The organism is Planococcus sp. RAB007_Raresut, assembly GCF_057369535.1.
This window is the reverse complement of the sequence record NZ_JBXYIF010000008.1, coordinates 1-22,451: the sequence shown is the minus strand read 5'-3', so window position 1 is coordinate 22,451 and position 22,451 is coordinate 1. Positions and strand designations below refer to the sequence as shown.

Genomic DNA, 22,451 nt, shown 5'->3' with positions numbered 1-22,451 from the left:
AATAATCTCCTCATTTGTTCAATTCTTCTATCAATTGCTGCTCATTCCAGATTTCAATCTTCAAGTCACGGGCTTTGTCCAACTTGGATCCTGCGTCTTCTCCGGCAATCAGCAAATCCGTTTTCTTGCTGACACTGCCGGATAATTTTCCGCCCATCGCTTCGATGCGTTCTGTCGCTTCCGAGCGGTTAAGCTGTTCCAATTTACCAGTCAGCACAATTTTCTTGCCGGCAAAAGCGTTAGCGCCTGCTTCCACCTGCACACGTTTGCCCGTATAAGTAAGATTGACGTTTTCAGCAGCTAAACGTTCCACCAATGCGCGAACTTCTTCGCTGTCGAAATAAGTGACGATGGCATCCGCCATTTTATCGCCAATTTCATGAATAGCTGTCAATTCCTCAAGTTTGGCATCCATCAGCTTTTCCATTGAGCCGAAATGCTCTGAAAGAATACGCGCCGCTTTTTCGCCGACATGGCGGATGCCAAGGCCGAACAAAAGGCGTTCCATGGAATTGCTGCGTGAAGCATCAATCGCCGCTATCAAGTTGGATGCCGATTTATCACCCATTCGCTCAAGTTCCAGCAATTGATCTTTCGTTAATTTATAAATATCTGCAATATCTGCAATCAAGTTCTCCTGATAAAGCTGTTCAATCACTTTTTCACCAAGGCCGTCAATGTTCATGGCGTTGCGGGAAACGAAATGGATCAATCCTTCCGTAATTTGAGCCGGACACTTCGGATTGACGCAGCGCAGTACGACTTCCCCTTCGATACGGACCAGTTCCGCATCGCAAGCCGGACAATTTTCAGGCATGCGGAAAGGTTCTTCATCACCTGAACGAAGTTCAATCAAAGCACGGACCACTTCAGGAATAATGTCACCCGCTTTTCGGATGATCACTTGATCCCCGATGCGTATATCCTTTTCTTTGATCAAATCTTCATTGTGCAAAGAAGCGCGCTGGACGGTCGTGCCGGCCACCGATACAGGTTCCAGAATGGCAGTCGGTGTAACAGCTCCTGTGCGGCCGACGCTGAGTTCAATATCAATAAGGTTGGTCATCACTTCTTCAGCCGGGAATTTATAGGCAGTTGCCCATTTCGGACTTTTAGCGGTAAACCCAAGCTCCTGCTGCTGAAGAAAACGATTGACTTTGATGACGATTCCATCGATTTCGTATGACAGATTGCCACGTTTTTCTGTCCAGGTTTCGATATATGCTAAAACTTCTTCGACGCTGTGGCAGACCTTGCGTTCCCCATTCGTCTTAAAGCCAAGTTTCTGCAGGTAATTCAGAGATTCATGATGTTCATCCAAACCATAATTTTCAGCATCTCCCCCGATGCCATAGATAAAGACATCCAAATTGCGGTTCGCAGCTATTTTGGGATCAAGCTGTCGAAGTGAACCGGCAGCCGCATTGCGCGGATTGGCAAAAACTTCTTCGCCGTTTTCACCGCGCTGTTCATTCAATTTATGGAAGGATTTTTTAGGCATGAATACTTCACCGCGCACCTCAAGCGATACCGGTTCCTTCAATTTCAATGGAATTGAGCGGATGGTCCGTAGATTGACTGTAATATCTTCTCCAACTCGCCCGTCGCCGCGCGTTGCCCCGCGGACGAACTTGCCGTCTTCATAGATAAGTGAAACAGCGAGCCCGTCAATCTTCAGCTCGCAGACATATTCTATCTTTTCACCCGCACCGTTTCTGACGCGTTTATCGAATTCCCGGAGGTCATCTTCCCCGAAAACATTCGACAAACTCAGCATCGGACGGTCGTGCGTCACTTTTTCAAAATTCGAGATCGGTGCCCCGCCTACTCTTTGAGTCGGTGAATCCGGGAACACCAGATCCGGATATAAAGTTTCCAGTTCGATCAATTCATTGAGGAGCTGATCGTAAACTGCATCAGGAACCATTGGATTATCCAGCACATAATAGGCATGGCCGTAGTTACCGAGCAATTCGTTTAATTCACTTACCCGCTGTTCCGCTTTGATACGGTCCATAATATACCTCCCGATTATACTTTTTCAATCGGCGCAAATTTGGCAAGAAGCCGTTTGATGCCGACCGGGCTTGGGAATGCGATATCCAGTTCTGTTTGTTCGCCGTCCCCTTTGACACCTACTACAGTGCCCGTACCCCATTTTTTATGTGTCGCTTTATCGCCAGGCTTCCAGCCAAGCTTGTCGCCGCCTGATTGCTGATAGGCAGGACGCGTTACTGCAGCACGCCTCGGTGCCTGCTTGTAGCTCGTTGCTGCGCCGGCACGGTGCTGTGCAACCGTCTGCTCGATCAAGTCTTCAGAGATTTCATTGATGAAACGGGACGGCATATTCCAATTGCTCTTGCCGAATAAAGTACGGGAAGACGCATGTGTTAAATACAACCGCTTTTCTGCCCTTGTAATTCCTACGTAAGCCAGGCGCCGCTCCTCTTCCATTTCCTCTTCATCGTTATTGGAGCGAGAATGAGGGAATACATTCTCTTCCAGCCCAATGATGAAGACGACCGGAAATTCGAGCCCTTTGGCTGCGTGCATCGTCATCAGAATAATCGGTCCATCTGTTTCTTCTTCATCGTCCAGTGAATCAATATCCGAAATCAATGCAAGATCCGTCAGGAATGCAACAAGTGATTTATCATCGCTTTGTTTTTCGAATGCCTGTGTCACTGACAAGAACTCATTCAAGTTCTCAAGGCGGCTTTCGCCTTCGATGGTCTTATCGTTCTGGAGCATCTGGCGGTAGCCGGATTTCTTCAGAACTTCCTCGACCAATTCAGTGACCGACAGGTACTCCTGCATTTCCGTGAAACCGGCAATCATATTACGGAATTCAAGAGCCGTCTGGGCAATTTTCGGAGAGACGCCCATAAAGTCGACTTCCTGAAGTGCATCCATGATTGTGCGGTCCTGTTCAATTGCGAACCCGGCCATCCGTTCAAAGGAAGTTGCGCCGATGCCGCGTTTCGGTTCGTTGATGATCCGCGCCAGCGACAAATCGTCGTCGTTATTGGCGATCAGCCGCAGGTAAGCGAGAAGATCCTTGATCTCCTTGCGGTCATAGAACTTCGTTCCGCCGACGATCGTATAGTGCATATTCGATTTTACGAACATTTCCTCCATGATCCGCGACTGGGCATTGGTGCGGTAAAGAATCGCGAAATCGGATGTCTTATAATTTTCCTCATCCATCAATCTTTGGATGGTTTGGACGACAAATTGCGCTTCCTGCCGCTCATCACTCGCTTTATGAAGCGTAATGGCCGGTCCTTCATCATTATCGGTGCGCAATTCTTTCGGGTAGCGGCTTGTATTCCGTTTAATCACGTCATTCGCTGCCTGCAGAATCCGCTTCGTCGACCGATAATTCTGTTCAAGCATGATCACTTTAGCATTCGGATAATCTTTTTCGAATGACAGGATATTGGTGATATCAGCTCCGCGCCAGCGGTATATCGACTGGTCCGAGTCTCCGACCACACAAATATTCTTAAACTTGCTCGCCAATTTCTGGACAAGCTGATATTGCGCATTATTCGTATCCTGGTACTCATCCACATGGATATACTGGAATTTATTCTGGTAAAATTCCAGGACATCCGGTTCTTTATTCAATAAAGTCAATGTAGTCATGATCAGATCATCAAAATCGAGCGACTGATTTTTTTGAAGGCGTTTTTCATAGCCCTCGTAAACATCCGCAATCGTCTTCTCGTAAGGGTTATGCGGATTTGCGTTGCCTGCAAATTCCGAGGCTGTGATGCACTCGTTTTTCGCAGAAGAAATGGCGTTCAAAATCGTTCTCGGCTCATATTTTTTCGGGTCGAGGTTCTGCTGTTTCAAGACATTTTTAATAACCGACAATTGGTCGGTCGAATCAAGAATGGAAAAATTTCTTGAAAATCCTAATTTATCGATGTCACGTCGAAGGATACGGACACACATCGAGTGGAATGTGGAAACCCACATGCGCTCGCCTGTTCCGTGCCCCAGCAGGCCATCGATCCGGTTGCGCATTTCGCGCGCCGCTTTATTCGTAAATGTAATCGCCAGGATGTTCGAAGGATAAACTTGCTTCTCCAACACGAGATAGGCAATCCGATGCGTCAGCACTCTCGTTTTCCCTGAGCCGGCACCTGCCATAATCAGCAATGGGCCTTCAGTCGTCTTGACCGCTTCTTCCTGTTCCGGGTTCATTCCCTTTAATAGATTCTTCGTTATTAATTCCATTGTGCACCACCTCGAACGTTTGTTCTTATTATAACGATTGATCTATAGTTTCCGCAACCGCCGCAACGGTTCTAATCGCTTGTTCAATATCTGTGTAAATGACATTTCCCACAACGACTGAGTCTGCGAATCGCGCCATTTCCCGCGCTTTTTCCGCCGTGTCGATGCCCCCGCCATAAAACAGGCGGGTGTTGGATAAATGCCCTTTTACCGTTTCAACTAATTTGGGATTGCCGTAAATACCGCTGTATTCCAGGTAAAAAATCGGCAATTTGAAAAAATGCTCAGCCAGCCGGGCATATGCCACCACATCTTCCTCGTCAAGCAAACTGTCGGCATCGGTCAATCGTGCCGCTTTGCAATCCGGATTTAAAATGCAATAGCCTTCAGGAATCAGCTCTTCCCAATCCATCAGATCGCCGTATTCCCGGATCGCTTCATGGTGAAGGCCCTTGATCCATTTCGGATCCCGGCTGTTCAGTACCGTCGGGATGAAATAAAAATCAAATCCCGGCGCCACTGATTCAATTGTTGAAATTTCCAGCACAGCCGGAATTGAAAAATCCCGGACGCGCGCCATTAAATCCAGTACATTTTCGAGTGTGACATCATCGCTGCCGCCAATCAAGATGGCATCAGTCCCGGATTCACAAATTCGTTCCAAATGTCCATCGGAAATTTCCTTGGCTGGGTCCAATTTGAACACATGCCGCCACGATTGATAATCCATTTTGCTTCACCTGACTTCATATCATTTTCATCTATTTATTATAACAAAAGAAAAGCGTAAGCGCCCATGTAGCTAAACGAAATCAGAGCTCCGCCAATGCAAAAGGCTATCCACTAAGCCCAATCACTGACTTAGTGGACAGCCTTTAAATTCCGCTGCGGTTATTATGAGATGCCACTCTATTTGACCGCACCGCCAAACTTCTATTCTTTCGGCAACTGGAATGGTTTTTCATCCGGATAAAGACGTCCGAGCATTTCGTCGTAGCCGTCATTGCCATAATTTAAGCAGCGGCGCACCCGTGAAATTGTCGCTGTGCTTGCACCGGTTTCATTTTTGATCTTTTCATATGTCTTTTTCAGCCGCAGCATGCGCGCAACTTCAAAGCGCTGGGATAATGATTGGATTTCACTGATCGTGGCAAGATCATCGAAAAAGCGATAAGCTTCTTCCCGGTCTTTCAATGCCAATATTGCATCGATCAATTGATCAGTTTGGGGACCTCGGATTTTATCAACTTGCATTCAGCTTTACCGTCCTTTCCTTGCTATCCATTGCGGGAAAAAGGAAATCTCGCTCCTGTCAGCTTAGCATTTCCCCTAGTAACAAATAAACCACTTAGCTTTAGAGTTCTCGAATTCCGCGGCAACTATCTCATGAACGCCGGGAACAAGATCTTTTTATTCATGACATCGTAGATCCCTTTTTGCGTCACGCGGACATAAGGCAGATGGGTCGCCTGTAAAAACAGCAAAGTATAAATAGCGTCGCCGTGCTTATAGCCTCGTTCTTTCAACGCCTGCTTCAGAACAGTTTCCTGTTCCATAATCTGTTCCATCGGAAGATCGGACATGCCTCCCCCAAGAGGAAGCGGGATATGGCAGATCATTTCATCACTTTCCATCAATACGATGCCGCCGTTCATTTCTTTCAATTTATCAAAAGCGAGCCACATTTGTCTGCGGTTTTTACCGATTAGGATGATATCGCCAGTATTCGAGTAGGAAGAAGCGAATCCTTCAACAGCGGTAGTGAACCCTTTGATCAATGTATTGACACGCCATTTACCGTGCTTATCAATAAGCATCAGGAAACTTTCATCGTGATCTTTCGATAAAGTTCCATCGTGTGTATCAATATTGACCGAATAAGGTTTAATAATAACATCATTGACCATATCAAGCCCGAACGGCATGGAGAATTGGAAATCATCTTCAGTAAGATCGAAATCCATCTTCAGGTCCGGCAGAACATCCCAATTTATTTTAGGCAGTGCCTGTACTTTTTCACCGTTCCTCTTCAGCCATTTGCCTTTTGAAATGACACTTGACGGGACCGGGTTGTCGATTGAATCCAATATATTGAGGTTTGCGTAGCGGCCTGTTGCTATCAGCCCATGCATCGCTGTCATATTATAATATCTTGCTACATTATAGGATGACATCATATACGCTTCAATCGCCGGAACACCGGCTTCCAGAGCAATGCGTATGCAAAGATCCATAACCCCGTCTTTATGGAATGAAGGCGTTGAACCGTCCGTCGTCATCATCAATTTTTCATAGACATTCAGTTCGCGGTCCACGACGCCTTTCAAGAGACTCGGTAAATCCGGGCGGATCGACGAATGCCGGAGCGTCACGCCGTAGCCATGCAGCAAGCGCATCTCCACTTCATCAATCGTCATTGCTTCATGATCCCCATCGGCGCCAAGCAATTTCATGCGGGCAAGCGTTTTTTCGGAAGCTCCCGGGAAATGCCCTTCTATCTTCTTGCGCGTCATTTTCGCTTTTTGGATCCAATACAGCATCTGATCATCGCCAGCCATCAATTTTGGCCACCCCGTCAGTTCACCGCCAAGCAGTACTTCCGGACGATCGAGCCATTCACCGACCGATTTGGAAGTGAAGAGCATATCTTCAGCAGCCAGCTCTGTCTGCGAATCGAAACGTGTCCACCAGTAGAAAGTGAAAGGCAGTTCATTCAGCTGATCCAGAATTGAAAACGCTTTCTCATTTTCCATCGACAAAAACAACGTCAGGTTATCGGATATGAAAGTGGTTGTTCCCAATTGAGCTGAGTAATCCGCGAATGATTGGGGGTTGTAAAGCTGAAATGGATGTACGTGAGGTTCAATGTAGCCAGGTACAATAAATTTTCCCGTCATATCGGCAACTTCTGTCTCATCCCCGATTTTCGGCATTTCCTGTCCGGCATATACAATACGGTCGTCATGGATCCAGATATTACCGGTCATCCATTTTTTATAAATTCCATGCAAATAATAAGCGTTGGTCAGAACAAGATCCGGTGACTGTTCTTTCCCAATAATTTTCAATTGATTGCGCAATTCATTGTTTTTCCATAGTGGATTATCCATGAGCCCGCTCCTTTCCGATGCATAACTAGTACTTTATATACTAGCATAGTAATGCATTTAAATACAGTGAAACTGGGGAATAAAGGGAACATTCTGATGCCTTTCAAAATCGATTTATTTTTTATTATTTACCATTTTTAACGTTGATAAAAATAAAAACCCGGGAAGGTGAAAGCATCGCTTTCATTCTTCCCAGGTTCTCGCTGTAACTATTCATCCACTTAATTGTTGATTGGATTGCTGAATTGTTTAAGAACATCTTTTTTGTCATTCTCTTTGAAAGTCAGAACTTCTTCGACCGGCTCATACGACTCGCCGTAGAAATGTTCGTCTTTGTAAGTGTGGATGTCTTCGTACATTTTTTTCATGCCTTCAAAGATTTGTTCTTCACTCTCGTTGTTCGGCGCCCAGTAAAGGATTTCCATCGAATTCTCTTCGCCTGTAGCAATCGAACGTCGGTTATAGCCGATTGAAGATGCATGCTCAAAGCCTTCACGCGAATAGAAACGAAGACGTTTTTCTGTGTCTGTATCCTCGTAATTCACCGGCTCAACTTCAAGGATGATCGGTTTCTTCTTGTCTTTAAGCATTTGAAGCGTTTTACTGCCGATTCCCATACCGCGGGATTCTTTAGCTACAAACAGGTAATCCACGAAAGTGAAGTTCGGAAATTCAGCATACATCAAAACGTGGTATGGACCTTCATCTTTATAATAAACACTGCCTTTTTCCTTCAATAACGTGTCCATATGCTCTTTTGATTTCATTTCTACAATCGGGAAATATTGATTCAATTTTTCATACCAATTCATAATTATTGCTCCTTTCAAATTTAGGTGCCCTGCTGATTTTGTTGTCGGGGTAACGATGAGTCTTGATTCTGGAGTTTAAATAGAGGTAAACGTGGGCTGTTGAAAATCCTCAACTTTTTCTTTCAATTCCAGATAAGAAAAACGAAAGAAAAAATGACACAGTTCTTGTCGAATTTGTGTCATTAATTATTATACCATGTAATTTAGCCTAATGCACGCCATCCGATGTCCGTTCTGTACATGAAACCGGACCAGGAAAGGGCATCTACCTGTGCATATACTTTTTCCTGCGCTTCCTTAACAGAATTTCCTTCTGAAGAAATGAACAGCACCCGTCCGCCATTCGCAACAAATCCCTCACTGGTCGCTTTCGTCCCTGAATGGAAAATATCAACTCCTGAAAGGCCTGCGAGATTCGGAAGGATTTTTCCTTTGACCGGTTTGTCAGGATAGCCTTCTGCCGCTATCACTACACCGAGCACGGCCTGCTCTTGCCATTCAAGCTCGTATGTCTCGCCTTCAAGTAAAGCATTCATGAAATCACCGAAATCCGATTTCATTCGCGGCAGCACGACCTGTGTTTCGGGATCACCGAACCGCGCATTGAACTCGATCACTTTCGGCCCTTGCGACGTCAAAATGACGCCTGCATACAGAATGCCGTTAAACGGAGTCCCTTCGGCAGCCATCGCTTCAACCGCTGGTTTAACGATGTTGCTGTAAGTCGCTTCAACCGTTTCAGGGGAAATTTGAGGCACTGGCGAATATGCGCCCATGCCTCCCGTATTCGGTCCTCTGTCACCGTCGAAAGCACGTTTATGATCCTGGGAAATCACCATCGGGTAAATTGCGCCATCATAGACAAAAGACATGAACGAGAATTCTTCCCCATCCAAAAATTCTTCGATGACAACTCGCGAACCGGATTCACCGAACTTCTGATCTTCCAGCATATCGTGTACTGCGGCAATTGCATCTTCTTCTGTTTTCGCCACCACGACTCCCTTGCCGGCAGCGAGGCCATCCGCTTTGATGACGATCGGGGCTCCCATCTGCCGAATAAAATCAATGGCAGGCGCAATTTCAGAAAATGTTTTGTATGCAGCTGTTGGAATATCGTATTTCGCCATCAATTCTTTCGCGAAAGTCTTGCTGCCTTCAATTTGCGCAGCAGCCTTGGATGGCCCGAAGACCCGCAGTCCCTGACCCTCGAAAAAATCGACGATGCCAGCTGTCAAGGGCTGTTCTGGCCCCACAAAAGTGCAGTCGATTTGATGCTCTTTTGCAAAATCAGCCAGTGCCGCAAAATCCATTTCATCAATCGGCACAAGCTCTGATTCTAGGCGCATTCCATCGTTTCCTGGTGCCGCATATACTCTTTCTATAGAAGCAGATCTTGCAAACTGGCGGACGATTGCATGCTCACGTCCCCCCCTCCCAATAACCATAACTTTCATGCTTCTGCCCCTCTCGAATTAATGTTTAAAGTGACGAATTCCTGTAAAGACCATAGCAATGCCATATTCATTGGCTTTATCAATGGATTCCTGATCTTTCTTTGAACCACCGGGCTGGATGATGGCTTTTATTCCGGCTTTAGCCGCAGCTTCAACTGTATCGGACATCGGGAAAAATGCATCCGATGCCAGCACTGCACCTTCCGCACGCGCGCCTGCTTGCTCCAGCGCAATTTTGGCGGCGCCGACACGGTTCATCTGGCCAGCTCCGACACCGAGTGTCATAGACGAATCACAGACAACGATGGCATTGGATTTCACATGTTTTACTACGCTCCATCCGAGCTTCAGCGCTTCGAGCTCCTGATCAGTCGGCTGACGGTCTGTGGCAACACGGATATCTGCATCTTCGAAACCGAAACTATCAGGCTGTTGAACAAGCAAACCACCTTCTACAGTGACCGTATTCCACTTGTCCTGTTTTGTTGCATCAAAAGGAATCGTCAGCAAACGGATGTTTTTCTTTTGAGTCAAAATTTCCAAAGCTTCTGCTGAAAACCTTGGTGCTATAACAATTTCCAGGAAGATCTCTGACAATTTTTTCGCGGTTTCAACATCCACTTCGCGGTTCAGCGCAACAATCCCACCGAAAATGGAAGTGGAATCAGCCTCGTAGGCTTTATTGAATGCATCAGCAATAGCATTGCCGGTTCCGACTCCACACGGGTTCATATGTTTCACAGCAACCGCTGCCGGAATTTCGAATTCTTTAATGATCTGAAGTGCAGCATTCGCATCCTGAATATTATTATACGACATTTCCTTGCCATGCAGTTGTTCAGCTGCGGCGATGGAGAAATCTGAGCCCAGCGGACTGCGGTAAAATGCCGCTTTTTGATGGGGATTTTCGCCGTAGCGAAGCGATTGCTGCAATTCATATGTAAGTGTCAGGGCTTCCGGATATTCTTCTCCTGTGAGGTCGCTTAAATAATTTGAGATGTACGAATCATAAGCTGCTGTATGGCGGAATACTTTCGCTGCCAGACGTCTTCTTGTTTCAGGCGTAGTCGCAGCTTTGTCACCGCGAAGCTCACTCAAAACAATTGTATAATCGGCAGAATCGACTATAACCGTCACATAAGCGTGATTTTTCGCTGCGGAACGAAGCATCGTCGGCCCGCCGATATCGATGTTTTCAATGGCGTCGTCAACTGTCACTTCCGGCTTTGCAATCGTTTCGCGGAAGGGATACAAATTAACGCAGACGATTTCGATAGGGGAAATGCCGTTTTCAGCCATTTCACCCTGGTGCTGGGGATCATCATGTTTAGCCAAAAGGCCGCCGTGGACCAATGGATGTAGGGTTTTTACGCGTCCACCAAGAATTTCGGGGAATTTCGTTATTTCATCAACTGCGGTAATCGTGACACCGTTTTCCTCCAAAAACCGCTTCGTGCCGCCTGTAGACAGGATTTGATAGTCCATTTTTTCCAGCTCTTGCGCAAATTCCAATATGCCTGATTTATCCGATACACTTAACAACGCTCTCTTTTTCAAATCAAATCCTCCTAAGAATAATGCAGATGGTTTATTGAGTGAATAATCGCTGCAAAGTTGCAGGATAAAGTTTATGTTCAATTGCGTGGATTTCTTTTTCAACAGCTTCCCGGCTGCGCCCGTTCACTTTGAAGGACTCCTGGGCAATAATATTGCCCGTGTCCATTCCAGCATCCACAAAATGGACGGTAACTCCCGCCGCTTCAGCTCCTGCCGCCATTGCCTGGCCAATCGCGTCTTTCCCTGGAAAAGCCGGCAGCACTGACGGATGGATATTGACGATGCGGTTTTCATAAGCTCCTAAAAGCACTGGCCCGATCAATCGCATAAAGCCTGCCAGCACAATCCATTCCACTCGAATACTTTCAAGTTTCTCTTTCAGCATCTCTTCATATAATTGTTTGGAATCATAGTCGGATGGCATAAAAGCGAAAGATGGGATACCGACTAGTTTAGCGCGTTCAACGACATAGGCATTCGGACGGTCTGTTACAACAAGTGCGATTTCCGCATCCAGACTGCCTGTTTTTACCGCATCAGCAATCGCCTGAAAATTAGAGCCGTTTCCAGAAGCGAAAACGGCGATTTTAATCTTATTCTTCATTGAGTGTTCCATCCTGTTCACCTTTAAACTTTACACCGGCTGCTGCAGAAACACGACCAATAACGTAGGCTTGTTCCCCGTTCGCTTCGGCTGATGCCAATACCTGTTCAGCGTCTTCAGCTGAAACGGCAATCACAAAACCGATTCCTGCGTTGAAAACAGAAAATAAGTCGCGGTCTGACAATGAACCTTTTTCCTTCAGCATTTCAAAAACGCGCAATACCGGCCAGCTGCCAAGATTAATTTCTGCGCCCAGTCCATCCGGCATCATACGCGGCAGATTTTCGATAAATCCGCCGCCCGTGATATGCGCCATACCATGGATTTCTGTTTTGTCCGCAATTGCTGCCACTGTTTTCGCATAAATTTTCGTTGGGGTCAGGAGTTCATTGCCAAGCGGCCCAAGGTCTTCATAGCCTTCAATAATCTCTTCAAGTTGATAGTTATTTTGGTCAAAGACGATATTCCGCACCAGCGAATAGCCATTCGAATGGATGCCGCTGGATGCCAGGCCGATTAAAACGTCTCCGGCATTAATTTTTTCACCAGTAACAATTTTGGATTTCTCAGCTGCACCGACTGCAAAACCGGCAATATCGTACTCGTCTTCTTCATAGAGCCCCGGCATTTCCGCCGTTTCTCCTCCGATCAGCGCTGCACCGGCTTCAACACAACCGTCCGCGACACCTTTTACGATACTCTCGATCTTTTCAGGAACAGCTTTGCCGACCGCGATATAATCCAAGAAGAAAAGTGGTTCCGCTCCTTGGGCAACGATGTCATTGACACACATTGCAACGCAATCGATGCCGATCGTATCGTGTCTGTCAGCAAGAAAAGCCAGTTTCAGTTTCGTACCGACACCATCAGTGCCTGATACAAGGACCGGCTCCTTTAAATTCAATTCGGACAAATCAAACATGCCTCCAAAGCCGCCGAAAGCACCCATCAATCCTTTTCTTGCAGTACGGTCGACATGGGATTTCATCCTGTTAACAGCTTCGTAGCCAGCTTCAATATTCACGCCTGCTTGTTCATATGCTTTAGACAAATTGGTTCCTCCTATTGGCTGACTTCTTTTTCATGAGGCAAAACAGTATCCGGATAAATATCCGTCGGGTAATCCCCTGTAAAACATGCCAGGCAATGGCCGCATTTGGAACCCGGATCGGTGCGTCCGATATTTTGGACCATTCCGTCCACTGACAGAAATGTCAACGAATCCGCGCCAATCTGTTCGCGCATTTCTTCCACTGTATTATTGGCAGCGATCAATTCACCTGACGTGCTCGTATCAATTCCGTAGAAACATGGATTTTTGATCGGCGGTGAACTGATGACCACATGAACTTCCGTTGCTCCCGCTTCTTTCAGCAAAGTGACAATCCGGCGCGAAGTTGTTCCTCTGACAATTGAATCATCAACCATGATGACGCGTTTGCCATCAACAACCTGGCGGACTGGAGATAATTTCATCTTGACTCCCTGTTCCCGCAGATCCTGGGAAGGCTGGATGAATGTCCGGCCAACGTAACGGTTCTTTATCAAGCCGAGTTCATATGGAATACCACTTTCTTCTGAATAGCCTATGGCAGCGGAAATACTTGAATCTGGTACGCCCGTAACTACATCTGCATCAATTTGAATTTCTTTTGCAAGTTGCTTGCCAAGGCGTTTACGCGCTGAATGCACATTGATGCCGTCGATGTCTGAATCCGGACGGGAGAAATAAACATATTCCATCGTGCAGATTGAGCGTTCATTCGGATAAGCAAAGCGTTCCGCCCGCATCCCTTCTTTATCTATAACAATGAATTCGCCGGGTTCAACAGAGCGGACAAATTCCGCGCCGACGATATCAAATGCGCAAGTTTCTGAGGCAACTAGCCAGGCATCTCCAAGTTTGCCGATTGAAAACGGACGAAGGCCATGGGGATCAAGTGCGATATACATCGCCTCTTCTGTCAGGATTGCACAGGCAAAAGCGCCTTTTAATAAGGATAACGCATTTTTTATTTTTTCTTCAAAGCTTTCATACCCGCTCCGTTTAATCAGGTGCGCTAAAACTTCAGTATCGGAAGTGGTTTGGAAGATACTGCCCTGACGTTCCAGATGTTCTCTAAGATGATTGGCATTCACCAAATTGCCATTATGGGAAATAGCGAGGCCGCCGGTAGTCGAATTGAACAGCAGCGGCTGGACATTTTCGATGCCGCTGCCACCAGCTGTAGCGTATCGAACGTGGCCAATTGCTCCGGTGCCCGCCATTTTCGCAAGTTTCTCTGGCGTAAATACTTCATTGACCAAACCTTCACCTTTGACCGGTTTCAGTTTTTGACCGTCAGTCGTTACGATCCCTGCACCTTCCTGCCCTCGATGCTGCAAAGCATGGAGCCCGTAATAGGTTATTTGCGCAGCATTTTCATGTCCCCATATTCCAAAGACACCACATTCTTCGTTTAAGCTTCTGATTTCAGCAAGCATGGTATTGCCCCTTTCCAAGATGCGCGAAGCGTTTCGACCGAATCATGGATCCAGACGATGCCGTCTTCACTCTTGATCGTTAATTCTCCGGAGTCTGTGACTGTTCCAATTTGCTTGGCATCTTGAACGACCGCTTCGAATTGTGAAGCATGGTCTGATGAAACTGTAAGAATGAACCGTGATTGCGATTCGCTGAAAAGTGCTGTCGTTGCCGAACCGGAAAGGGTGATATCCAGTCCCAGGCCTTTCCCGAAAGCCTTTTCTGCCAGAGCCACCGCAACGCCGCCTTCAGCTACGTCATGGGCGGATGCCACCAGCCCTTTTTGAATGGCTGCAAGAATCTCCTGCTGGCGCTGTGCTTCTACACTTAAATCGATGGACGGCGCTTTGCCGAATATACGTCCTTCCACCATTTTCTGAAGTTCACTGCCGCCGAATTCGGTAAAGCTGTCACCGATCATATAGACCAGGTCTCCAGTATTTTTAGCGTCTTGTGTAGTTACATGCGACAAATCTTCCACCAGGCCAACCAAACCGATTGTCGGTGTTGGATAAATCGCCGTTCCATTTGTTTCATTGTATAGAGAGACATTTCCGCCAATAACCGGCGCATCAAGGATTGTGCAGGCTTCAGACATGCCGTCAGCCGCTTTCTCAAGCTGCCAGAAAATCTCGGGTTTTTCCGGATTTCCAAAGTTCAAGCAATCCGTTATTGCGAGCGGCTTCGCTCCAGATACCACTACATTGCGCGCGGCTTCCGCCACCGCAATTTTCCCGCCCATTTCAGGATCCAGATAAATATAGCGCGAGTTGCAATCCGTCGTCATCGCCAAGCCTTTATTCGATCCCCGAACACGGATAACAGCTGCATCCGATCCGGGACTGACCACAGTACTCGTGCGGACCTGATGATCGTATTGATCGTAAACCCATTCTTTCGAAGCGATGGTCGGCTGCTGCAATAAAGCCTTCAGCGTCTCACCGTAATTTTCTACTTTCGGTTCAACGTTTTCCATCTGCTGGTATTCCTTAAAGTAAGCGGGCACACTCGAAGGCTTGTGGTAAACCGGTGCATCTTCCGCTAGCGCATCAACCGGCACTTCTGCTACGATTTCACCTTTATGCACGAGTCTCAAAGTGGAATCATCCGTTACTTTTCCGACCGTTACCGCATCCAGGCCGTATTTCTCAAACAATTCGACTATCTCAGGCTCACGGCCTTTTTTCACAACGATCAGCATGCGCTCCTGCGATTCTGACAGCATCATCTCGTAAGCCGTCATACCGGTTTCGCGCTGCGGGATGTGATCCAGATCCATTTCAATTCCTGAGCCGGCTTTTGACGCCATTTCAGCTGAAGAAGAAGTCAGACCCGCAGCTCCCATATCCTGAATACCGATCAATGCGTCGGATTTTACCAGTTCAAGGCAGGCTTCAAGCAATAGCTTCTCCATAAATGGATCTCCCACCTGAACCGCCGGGCGATTGTCGCCCGAGGATTCCGTCAATTCTTCCGAAGCAAAAGTAGCGCCGTGAATTCCGTCGCGGCCAGTTTTGGCTCCGACATACATCACCGGATTGCCGACGCCGGAAGCTATTCCTTTTTGAATATCCTTATGGTCGATTAAACCAACACACATGGCATTAACCAAAGGGTTGCCGTCATATGAAGCATCAAACTGCACTTCGCCGCCGACTGTCGGGATACCGATGCAATTGCCGTATCCAGCGATGCCGGCAACCACTTCTTCAAACAAATATTTAACGCGAGGGGTGGTCAATTCGCCAAAGCGCAGGGAATTTAAAAGCGCAATAGGCCGTGCCCCCATCGAGAACACGTCGCGGATGATGCCGCCGACACCGGTCGCAGCTCCTTGATAAGGTTCAATCGCTGAAGGGTGATTATGCGATTCCATTTTAAAGACCACAGCCTGGCCGTCGCCGATATCGACAATTCCAGCGCCTTCGCCTGGCCCTTGAAGAACCCGCGGTGCCTTTGTAGGGAATTTTGCCAGCACAGGTTTTGAATTCTTATAAGAGCAATGTTCCGACCACATAACCGAAAACAAGCCGGTTTCCGTGTAATTCGGCGTTCTGCCTAAAATCTTTTCCACCATGGCGAACTCTGCATCGGACAATCCCATTTGCTGATAGACTTTCTGTTCTTTGATCTGTTCAGTATTTGGCTCAAGCGTGACTGACATTTGCTTCCCTCCACTGTTTAACGATTGATTTAAATAAAGAAAGTCCATCGCTGCCGCCGATCAAATCGGAAACGGCGCGTTCAGGATGGGGCATCATACCGAGCACATTGCCCCGTTCGTTGACGATTCCCGCTATATTATTGCGGCTGCCGTTAAAGTCATCCGCATAAGAAAACACGATTTGGTTATTGTTCTTCAACTGATCATAAGTCGCGTCATCGCAGTAATAATTCCCTTCGCCATGTGCGATTGGAATCCGTATTTCCTGGCCAGCCATATATTCATTCGTAAATAAAGTATTGGCATTTTCAACTTTCAAGCCGACTGTGCGGCACATGAATTTCAAGTTTTTATTGCGCAGCAGAACGCCTGGCAGAAGTCCTGCTTCCGTAAGAATCTGGAATCCGTTGCAGATACCGAGCACCGGTTTGCCCGCTTCCGCCGCTTTCTTCACTTCATCCATCACCGGTGAAGACTGGGCAATCGCGCCGCAACGCAAGTAATCACCATATGAAAAGCCTCCCGGCAATAAAATTCCGTCATAGCCGCTTAAATCAGTTGAATCGTGCCAAACGTACTCTGCTTCTTCACTCAGTTCATCCTTGACCGCGTGGTACATATCCAAATCACAATTGGATCCAGGAAATACGATTACTGCAAATTTCATTGAGAGACAGCCTCCTCGATTTCGAAACGGTAATCTTCAATCACCGTATTCGTCAATAACTTCTGGCACATTTCATTTACAAGTGCATCAACATCATTTGCGTCATCGGAAATCATCAATTCCAGATATTTGCCGATTCGTACATCTTCAACTTCTCCGTAACCCATCTTATGAAGTGAACCCATTACTGCAGATCCTTGTGGATCAAGTACGCTTTCGCGCAAAGTGACGTAGATTTTTACTTTTCTCATGAATGTTGTCCTCCCAGTTTAGCCAAAATGAGTTCATACGCTTCCGTTAAATTGCCAAGATCCCGTCGAAATACATCTTTATCGAGTTTTTGTTTTGTTTTTGCATCCCAGAGGCGGCATGTATCCGGTGAAATTTCATCCGCCAATAATATATGACCTTCTTTGTCACGGCCAAATTCAATCTTAAAGTCGACCAGATCCACACCGACTTCTTTGAAGAAACCGATTAATACTTCATTCACATGCAGAGCTTTTTCACGCAGTTCCTGCACTTCTTTAACCGAAGCCAATTGCAGCAATTCAATATGGTCTTCTGTAATAATGGGATCACCGAGTGCATCATCCTTATAATAGAATTCAACAATCGGCCATTTCAAAGCCGTACCTTCTTCCAGTCCCAGGCGCTTTGCCATGCTGCCGGCCACGATATTCCGCGTCACCACTTCCACCGGAATGATCTCCACCTGCCGCACGAGCTGTTCATGGTCAGACAATTGTTCAACGAAATGTGAAGCAATCCCCGCCTTCTGCAATCTTTCGAAAATCAATGATGTAATTTTATTGTTCAACGTGCCTTTGCCGATGATTTCCGCTTTCTTTTCACCGTTAAAAGCTGTTGCCGAATCTTTATACTCCACCCATAAAATATCCTGTTCGTCCGTTGCGTATAAGCGCTTTGCTTTGCCTTCGTACAATAGCTGACCTTTTTCCATGTAGGGTGACCTCCGTTTAGTTTAATCCAAGCCGGTTGAAAATCATGTCCACTTGCTGCAAATGATGGTTATAGTCGAAGCAATCATCTAATTCTTCTTTTGTCAGCTGGGAAGTGATTGTTTCATTCGCTTCCACGATTTTGCGGAAATGCGTCTGGTTCTCCCACGCTTCCATCGCGCAAGGCTGCACCGTATCGTACGCCGCTTCACGAGCCATTCCTTTATCGATCAATGCCAGCAATACCCGCTGCGAATATATCAGACCAAGTGTGGAGTCCATATTGCGTTTCATGTTTTCCGGGAACACCGTCAAATTCTTCACGATATTGCCGAAACGATTCAGCATATAATTCAAAGCGATTGTCGCATCCGGCAGGATCACGCGCTCTGCAGATGAATGCGAAATATCGCGTTCATGCCAAAGTGATACGTTTTCGTATGCCGTCAGCATATACCCACGGATCAAACGAGCTAGACCAGTCATATTCTCTGAACCGATCGGATTGCGTTTATGCGGCATCGCAGACGATCCTTTTTGGCCTTTAGCAAAGAACTCTTCCACTTCACGTGTTTCCGATTTCTGAAGGCCGCGGATTTCTGTCGCAAACTTCTCGATTGAAGAGCCGATCAAAGCCAGCACACTCAAATACTGCGCATGTCGGTCACGCTGCAAAGTCTGTGTCGAAATCGGAGAGGCCGCAAGACCAAGTTCCTTACACACATACTCTTCAACAAATGGATCGATATTGGCGTATGTTCCAACTGCGCCGGACATTTTGCCCGTTTCGATGGATTTAGCCGCCGCTTCAAAACGTTCCAGGTTGCGCTTCATTTCCTCATGCCATAAAGCAAGTTTCAGACCGAAAGTTGTCGGCTCTGCATGAACCCCGTGCGTCCGGCCCATCATTACAGTCATTTTATGTTCTTTGGCTTTATTTGCTAATATTTCAATAAAATTTGTCAAATCTTTGCGGATGATTTCATTAGCCTGTTTCAACAGATAAGACAAAGCTGTATCCACCACGTCAGTCGATGTCAGACCGTAATGCACCCATTTGCGCTCTTCCCCAAGTGTTTCAGATACCGCACGTGTAAATGCCACCACGTCATGCCGAGTCTCTTCTTCAATTTCAAGAATTCGATCCACAGAAAATGAAGCGTTTTTTCTAATTAAAGCCACATCTTCTTTCGGGATGTCCCCAATCTCTGCCCATGCTTCACATGCTAAAATTTCCACTTCAAGCCAAGCATTATATTTATTCTCTTCTGTCCAAATTGCGCCCATTTCGGGTCTTGTGTAACGTGCGATCATTAGTTTTCCTCCAGTTTATCCGTCCAAATGCCGGATTCGTCTATTTCTTTTAATGTTGCTTCCAAATTGTCAGTCAGTATGGTCACATGCCCCATTTTCCGGTTATGCTTTGCTTCTTCTTTTCCATACAGATGAATCGACCAATTTGGATATTGTGCGATTTTCGAGGCCAAAGGAGCTACATGCTGGCCCAATACATTGACCATCACCGTATCCGACCATAATTCCGGCTTGCGGAGCGGCCATCCGCAAACAGCGCGGATATGCTGGTGAAACTGCGAACTGCTTGTCGCTTCAATTGAATAATGTCCTGAATTATGCGGACGCGGCGCCAGTTCATTCACCATTATATCGCCATTTTCCAAAACGAACATTTCCACTGCTAATGTTCCAACCATTCCAAGATGCTCTGCAATTTTTTGGGCGGCTTCGGTTGCTTTTACAATTGTTTTCTCATCCACCCGTGCAGGCACGATCGTTTCATGCAAAATATGATTTTTATGAACGTTTTCCCCTATCGGCAATATAACAGTATCCCCTTTGCCATTGCGTTGGATAATGACTGAAATTTCTTTGGTAAAATCCACAAATGCTTCAGCTACGCAGGTTCCGTTATCAAAAAGTGGTTCAGCCAGGTTCAAATCCCTTTCTGTCCGGATCGTCACTTGCCCTTTTCCGTCATAACCGCCTTTTGCGGTTTTCACTATAAACGGATAATCGACTGTTGCTTTTTGTTCCAATAAATCCGAAAAATTTTCGGCAACAATATACTTCGCTACAGGGACACCCGCTTTAGCTATTTCTTCTTTCTCAAAGACACGATTTTGTGTAATGCGAATAAGCTCAGAGCCCTGCGGAACATAGGCGATTTTACTTAAATGCGATAATCCCTCAACATCTATGTTTTCAAACTCATAAGTGATTACATCACTTACAGCAGCCAATTCCTCCAATGCCTCTACATCATCATATGGCGCAATTAATTGCATATCTGCTATCTGGCCTGTCGGTGAATCCATCGATGGATCCAAAACCGCTATTTTAAAACCGGCCTCTTTCGCTGCCATTGCCATCATTCGTCCCAATTGGCCGCCGCCGATGATTCCAATCGTTTGTCCCGGCAGGATCGTTTTCATCATATTAAATCCTCCGTGCTTTTCAAAACTTCAGATTTTGTACGATCTCTTCTATTCTGAAGGGCTTCTGCCACTCGTTCGTCTGCAGTACCGAGAATTTGAGCAGCCAACAGTCCAGCATTTACGGCACCCGCTTTGCCAATAGCTACTGTAGCTACTGGCACGCCTCCAGGCATTTGAAGTATTGACAATAATGAATCCAGACCATTCAGCGCCTTAGATTGAACAGGAACTCCAATAACCGGCAACGTAGTTTTAGCTGCCACCATTCCTGGAAGGTGGGCAGCCCCTCCTGCACCGGCAATTATGACTTTAAGCCCGCGGTTTCTGGCATCTTCTGCATAGCTGAACATCAATTCAGGCGTCCGATGAGCGGAAATGACCTTCTTTTCGTAAGCAATATCGAGCTCTTCCAGAATTGCACAGGTATTTTTCATCGTTTCCCAATCACTCGAACTTCCCATAATCACACCGATTTTCGGATTCATCGTATCTCTCCTTTTAAAAAGTAAAAAGCCCTCAAATAAACTGCTCACTTTTACGTGAAAAGCAGTTTACTTAAGGACTTCAAAATCAACGAATATAGAGACTGATGGCATACATGCACATCCCTCGCGTCATTTCCATAAGTTGCTTTCCCGCATAGTCCAGACATTCCGGTGTCTTGGTAGAGACGCAGAAGCCAATTCTTCTGCATATATGGGGTTTCCTAATCAATCATAACAACTCATTATTTACTAGTCAATAATTAAATCCGAACAATAATTTTTCAGAATATATTATAGTTCGGTTTTTACTCTTTTAACAAATTATTCTTCTATTTTTATACCTTTAAATTTTGTTATTTGCCTTACTGGAACCGGCACCCCATCTTTTTCTTCGAATAACGGCTCTTCTTTTCTGCCAGCTGCCATATAGCCTTCTGCTTTCATACGCTCCAGACAATCTTCCATTGTTTCATTTTCGGCAACTTCAAACCATATTGTTTTCTTACTCATTTAAATAGATTTCCTTTCCTAACTTGCTTAACCCAAAATCCACCATGGATTGATTTAGGTTCATAAGCAATAATAAATGCTTTAGGATCGATTTCCTTAATAGTTGTATAAAGTTTCAATTCCATTTTTCTTGGTGTCAATATTTGCATGGATTGACGGTCGCCGTCTCGTCCATTGGCTGCCCAATCGGTAACACCATAACCTTTTTCACGCAATGCTTTAGGTAAAAGCTGATTTTGTTCACTCGTAATAACGTTTACTGTAATATATCCGAGAGCCATCTTCTCTTCTATTTTAGATCCGACAATAACTCCTGAACCATATCCGATAGCATACGCTACAAGATTTTGTATCTGATCCAAGTTATCCAATACTAATCCAAGTCCTACTATATATATTACTGTTTCTACCATACTGACTAACGCCGCTAAATAGCGGTATCCTTTTAACGTCATGATCATTCTTACAGTAAAAAATGATACATAAACAATATTAATGGAGAAAATGATGATTACCATCAACCATGGATTTATTTCCAATTCGTACACCCTTTCATTTTCCCTTAAGAATCAAATTACATATTAGTGGAATACGCCCTATAAAGCAAGAGCGAAAGGTCGTCTATAGCTTTATGATTACTGGGGAATTTATAGTAATCTACTTTTTTAAGAACTATTCTTCTTCTTTGATGGTTGCTTAAAATTAGTTGGTTTTATTCTTTTATAAGTATATAGAAGAATAAATTTTACTGTATATGTTTGGAACCTCAACAAAAAAAGCCGCTACCGCTTGCGCGGTAACGACCTTTCTTTTGTGCCCAGCGGCGTCCTACTCTCACAGGGGGAGATCCCCCAACTACCATCGGCGCAAAAGAGCTTAACTGCCGTGTTCGGGATGGGAA

The 22,451-nt window shown here is 45.9% G+C and carries 20 protein-coding genes, 1 rRNA gene and 1 riboswitch; all 21 genes read right to left on the bottom strand.

Translation table 11 applies throughout. The features are described from left to right. Window positions 1-10: 10 nt before the first annotated feature. Entirely contained in the window at window positions 11-2,017 is a 2,007-nt protein-coding gene (gene ligA, locus AC2Q9J_RS15900) for an NAD-dependent DNA ligase LigA (RefSeq protein WP_499041482.1), read from the bottom strand. A 14-nt stretch (window positions 2,018-2,031) separates the two neighbouring features. After that, complete coding sequence (pcrA, locus tag AC2Q9J_RS15895; RefSeq protein WP_499041480.1) at window positions 2,032-4,245, bottom strand: DNA helicase PcrA; 2,214 nt, start codon at window positions 4,243-4,245, stop codon at window positions 2,032-2,034. A gap of 28 nt (window positions 4,246-4,273) precedes the next feature. Beyond that, on the bottom strand, window positions 4,274-4,975 hold the full coding sequence (gene pcrB, locus AC2Q9J_RS15890; RefSeq protein ID WP_499041478.1) for a heptaprenylglyceryl phosphate synthase: 702 nt from the start codon (window positions 4,973-4,975) through the stop codon (window positions 4,274-4,276). Between the two features lie 203 nt (window positions 4,976-5,178). Continuing rightward, a complete protein-coding gene (locus AC2Q9J_RS15885) occupies window positions 5,179-5,499 on the bottom strand; it encodes a YerC/YecD family TrpR-related protein (RefSeq protein WP_101803366.1) in 321 nt (106 codons plus the stop codon). Window positions 5,500-5,624: 125 nt separating this feature from the next. After that, window positions 5,625-7,355 carry an adenine deaminase C-terminal domain-containing protein gene (locus AC2Q9J_RS15880; protein ID WP_499041476.1) on the bottom strand — a complete coding sequence of 577 codons (1,731 nt, stop codon included), beginning with the start codon at window positions 7,353-7,355 and terminating at the stop codon, window positions 5,625-5,627. 221 nt (window positions 7,356-7,576) lie between these two features. After that, a complete protein-coding gene (locus AC2Q9J_RS15875) occupies window positions 7,577-8,167 on the bottom strand; it encodes a GNAT family N-acetyltransferase (RefSeq protein WP_499041474.1) in 591 nt (196 codons plus the stop codon). 203 nt (window positions 8,168-8,370) lie between these two features. After that, a complete protein-coding gene (gene purD / locus AC2Q9J_RS15870) occupies window positions 8,371-9,624 on the bottom strand; it encodes a phosphoribosylamine--glycine ligase (protein WP_499041472.1) in 1,254 nt (417 codons plus the stop codon). A gap of 18 nt (window positions 9,625-9,642) precedes the next feature. Then, on the bottom strand, window positions 9,643-11,181 hold the full coding sequence (gene purH / locus AC2Q9J_RS15865; RefSeq protein ID WP_499041470.1) for a bifunctional phosphoribosylaminoimidazolecarboxamide formyltransferase/IMP cyclohydrolase: 1,539 nt from the start codon (window positions 11,179-11,181) through the stop codon (window positions 9,643-9,645). Window positions 11,182-11,212: 31 nt separating this feature from the next. Then, entirely contained in the window at window positions 11,213-11,785 is a 573-nt protein-coding gene (purN, locus tag AC2Q9J_RS15860; RefSeq protein ID WP_499041468.1) for a phosphoribosylglycinamide formyltransferase, read from the bottom strand. Continuing rightward, the gene (gene purM, locus AC2Q9J_RS15855; protein WP_499041467.1) at window positions 11,775-12,836 is read right to left on the bottom strand and encodes a phosphoribosylformylglycinamidine cyclo-ligase; all 1,062 of its coding nucleotides are present in this window, start codon (window positions 12,834-12,836) and stop codon (window positions 11,775-11,777) included. Before purM ends, purN begins: the two co-directional genes overlap by 11 nt. 11 nt (window positions 12,837-12,847) lie before the next feature. Further along, on the bottom strand, window positions 12,848-14,269 hold the full coding sequence (purF, locus tag AC2Q9J_RS15850; protein WP_499041465.1) for an amidophosphoribosyltransferase: 1,422 nt from the start codon (window positions 14,267-14,269) through the stop codon (window positions 12,848-12,850). Next, complete coding sequence (gene purL, locus AC2Q9J_RS15845; protein ID WP_499041463.1) at window positions 14,245-16,473, bottom strand: phosphoribosylformylglycinamidine synthase subunit PurL; 2,229 nt, start codon at window positions 16,471-16,473, stop codon at window positions 14,245-14,247. Before purL ends, purF begins: the two co-directional genes overlap by 25 nt. After that, window positions 16,457-17,140 (bottom strand): phosphoribosylformylglycinamidine synthase subunit PurQ, encoded by a 684-nt coding sequence (purQ, locus tag AC2Q9J_RS15840; RefSeq protein WP_499041461.1) that lies wholly within the window; start codon window positions 17,138-17,140, stop codon window positions 16,457-16,459. Before purQ ends, purL begins: the two co-directional genes overlap by 17 nt. Continuing rightward, the gene (gene purS, locus AC2Q9J_RS15835; RefSeq protein ID WP_499041459.1) at window positions 17,137-17,391 is read right to left on the bottom strand and encodes a phosphoribosylformylglycinamidine synthase subunit PurS; all 255 of its coding nucleotides are present in this window, start codon (window positions 17,389-17,391) and stop codon (window positions 17,137-17,139) included. Before purS ends, purQ begins: the two co-directional genes overlap by 4 nt. Continuing rightward, window positions 17,388-18,104 (bottom strand): phosphoribosylaminoimidazolesuccinocarboxamide synthase, encoded by a 717-nt coding sequence (purC, locus tag AC2Q9J_RS15830; RefSeq protein WP_499041457.1) that lies wholly within the window; start codon window positions 18,102-18,104, stop codon window positions 17,388-17,390. Before purC ends, purS begins: the two co-directional genes overlap by 4 nt. Window positions 18,105-18,120: 16 nt before the next feature. Then, entirely contained in the window at window positions 18,121-19,416 is a 1,296-nt protein-coding gene (gene purB / locus AC2Q9J_RS15825; protein WP_084242332.1) for an adenylosuccinate lyase, read from the bottom strand. Next, a complete protein-coding gene (gene purK / locus AC2Q9J_RS15820; protein ID WP_499041455.1) occupies window positions 19,416-20,555 on the bottom strand; it encodes a 5-(carboxyamino)imidazole ribonucleotide synthase in 1,140 nt (379 codons plus the stop codon). The genes purB and purK overlap by 1 nt, the downstream gene beginning before the upstream one ends. After that, complete coding sequence (gene purE, locus AC2Q9J_RS15815) at window positions 20,552-21,040, bottom strand: 5-(carboxyamino)imidazole ribonucleotide mutase (protein WP_499041453.1); 489 nt, start codon at window positions 21,038-21,040, stop codon at window positions 20,552-20,554. Before purE ends, purK begins: the two co-directional genes overlap by 4 nt. A gap of 135 nt (window positions 21,041-21,175) precedes the next feature. After that, window positions 21,176-21,275: riboswitch (purine riboswitch) on the bottom strand. 86 nt (window positions 21,276-21,361) lie between these two features. Continuing rightward, window positions 21,362-21,550 carry an NETI motif-containing protein gene (locus AC2Q9J_RS15810; RefSeq protein ID WP_499041452.1) on the bottom strand — a complete coding sequence of 63 codons (189 nt, stop codon included), beginning with the start codon at window positions 21,548-21,550 and terminating at the stop codon, window positions 21,362-21,364. Beyond that, window positions 21,547-22,068 carry a DUF2179 domain-containing protein gene (locus tag AC2Q9J_RS15805; protein ID WP_499041583.1) on the bottom strand — a complete coding sequence of 174 codons (522 nt, stop codon included), beginning with the start codon at window positions 22,066-22,068 and terminating at the stop codon, window positions 21,547-21,549. The genes AC2Q9J_RS15810 and AC2Q9J_RS15805 overlap by 4 nt, the downstream gene beginning before the upstream one ends. A 297-nt stretch (window positions 22,069-22,365) precedes the next feature. Beyond that, window positions 22,366-22,451 (bottom strand): 5S ribosomal RNA (gene rrf, locus AC2Q9J_RS15800); the annotation flags it as partial.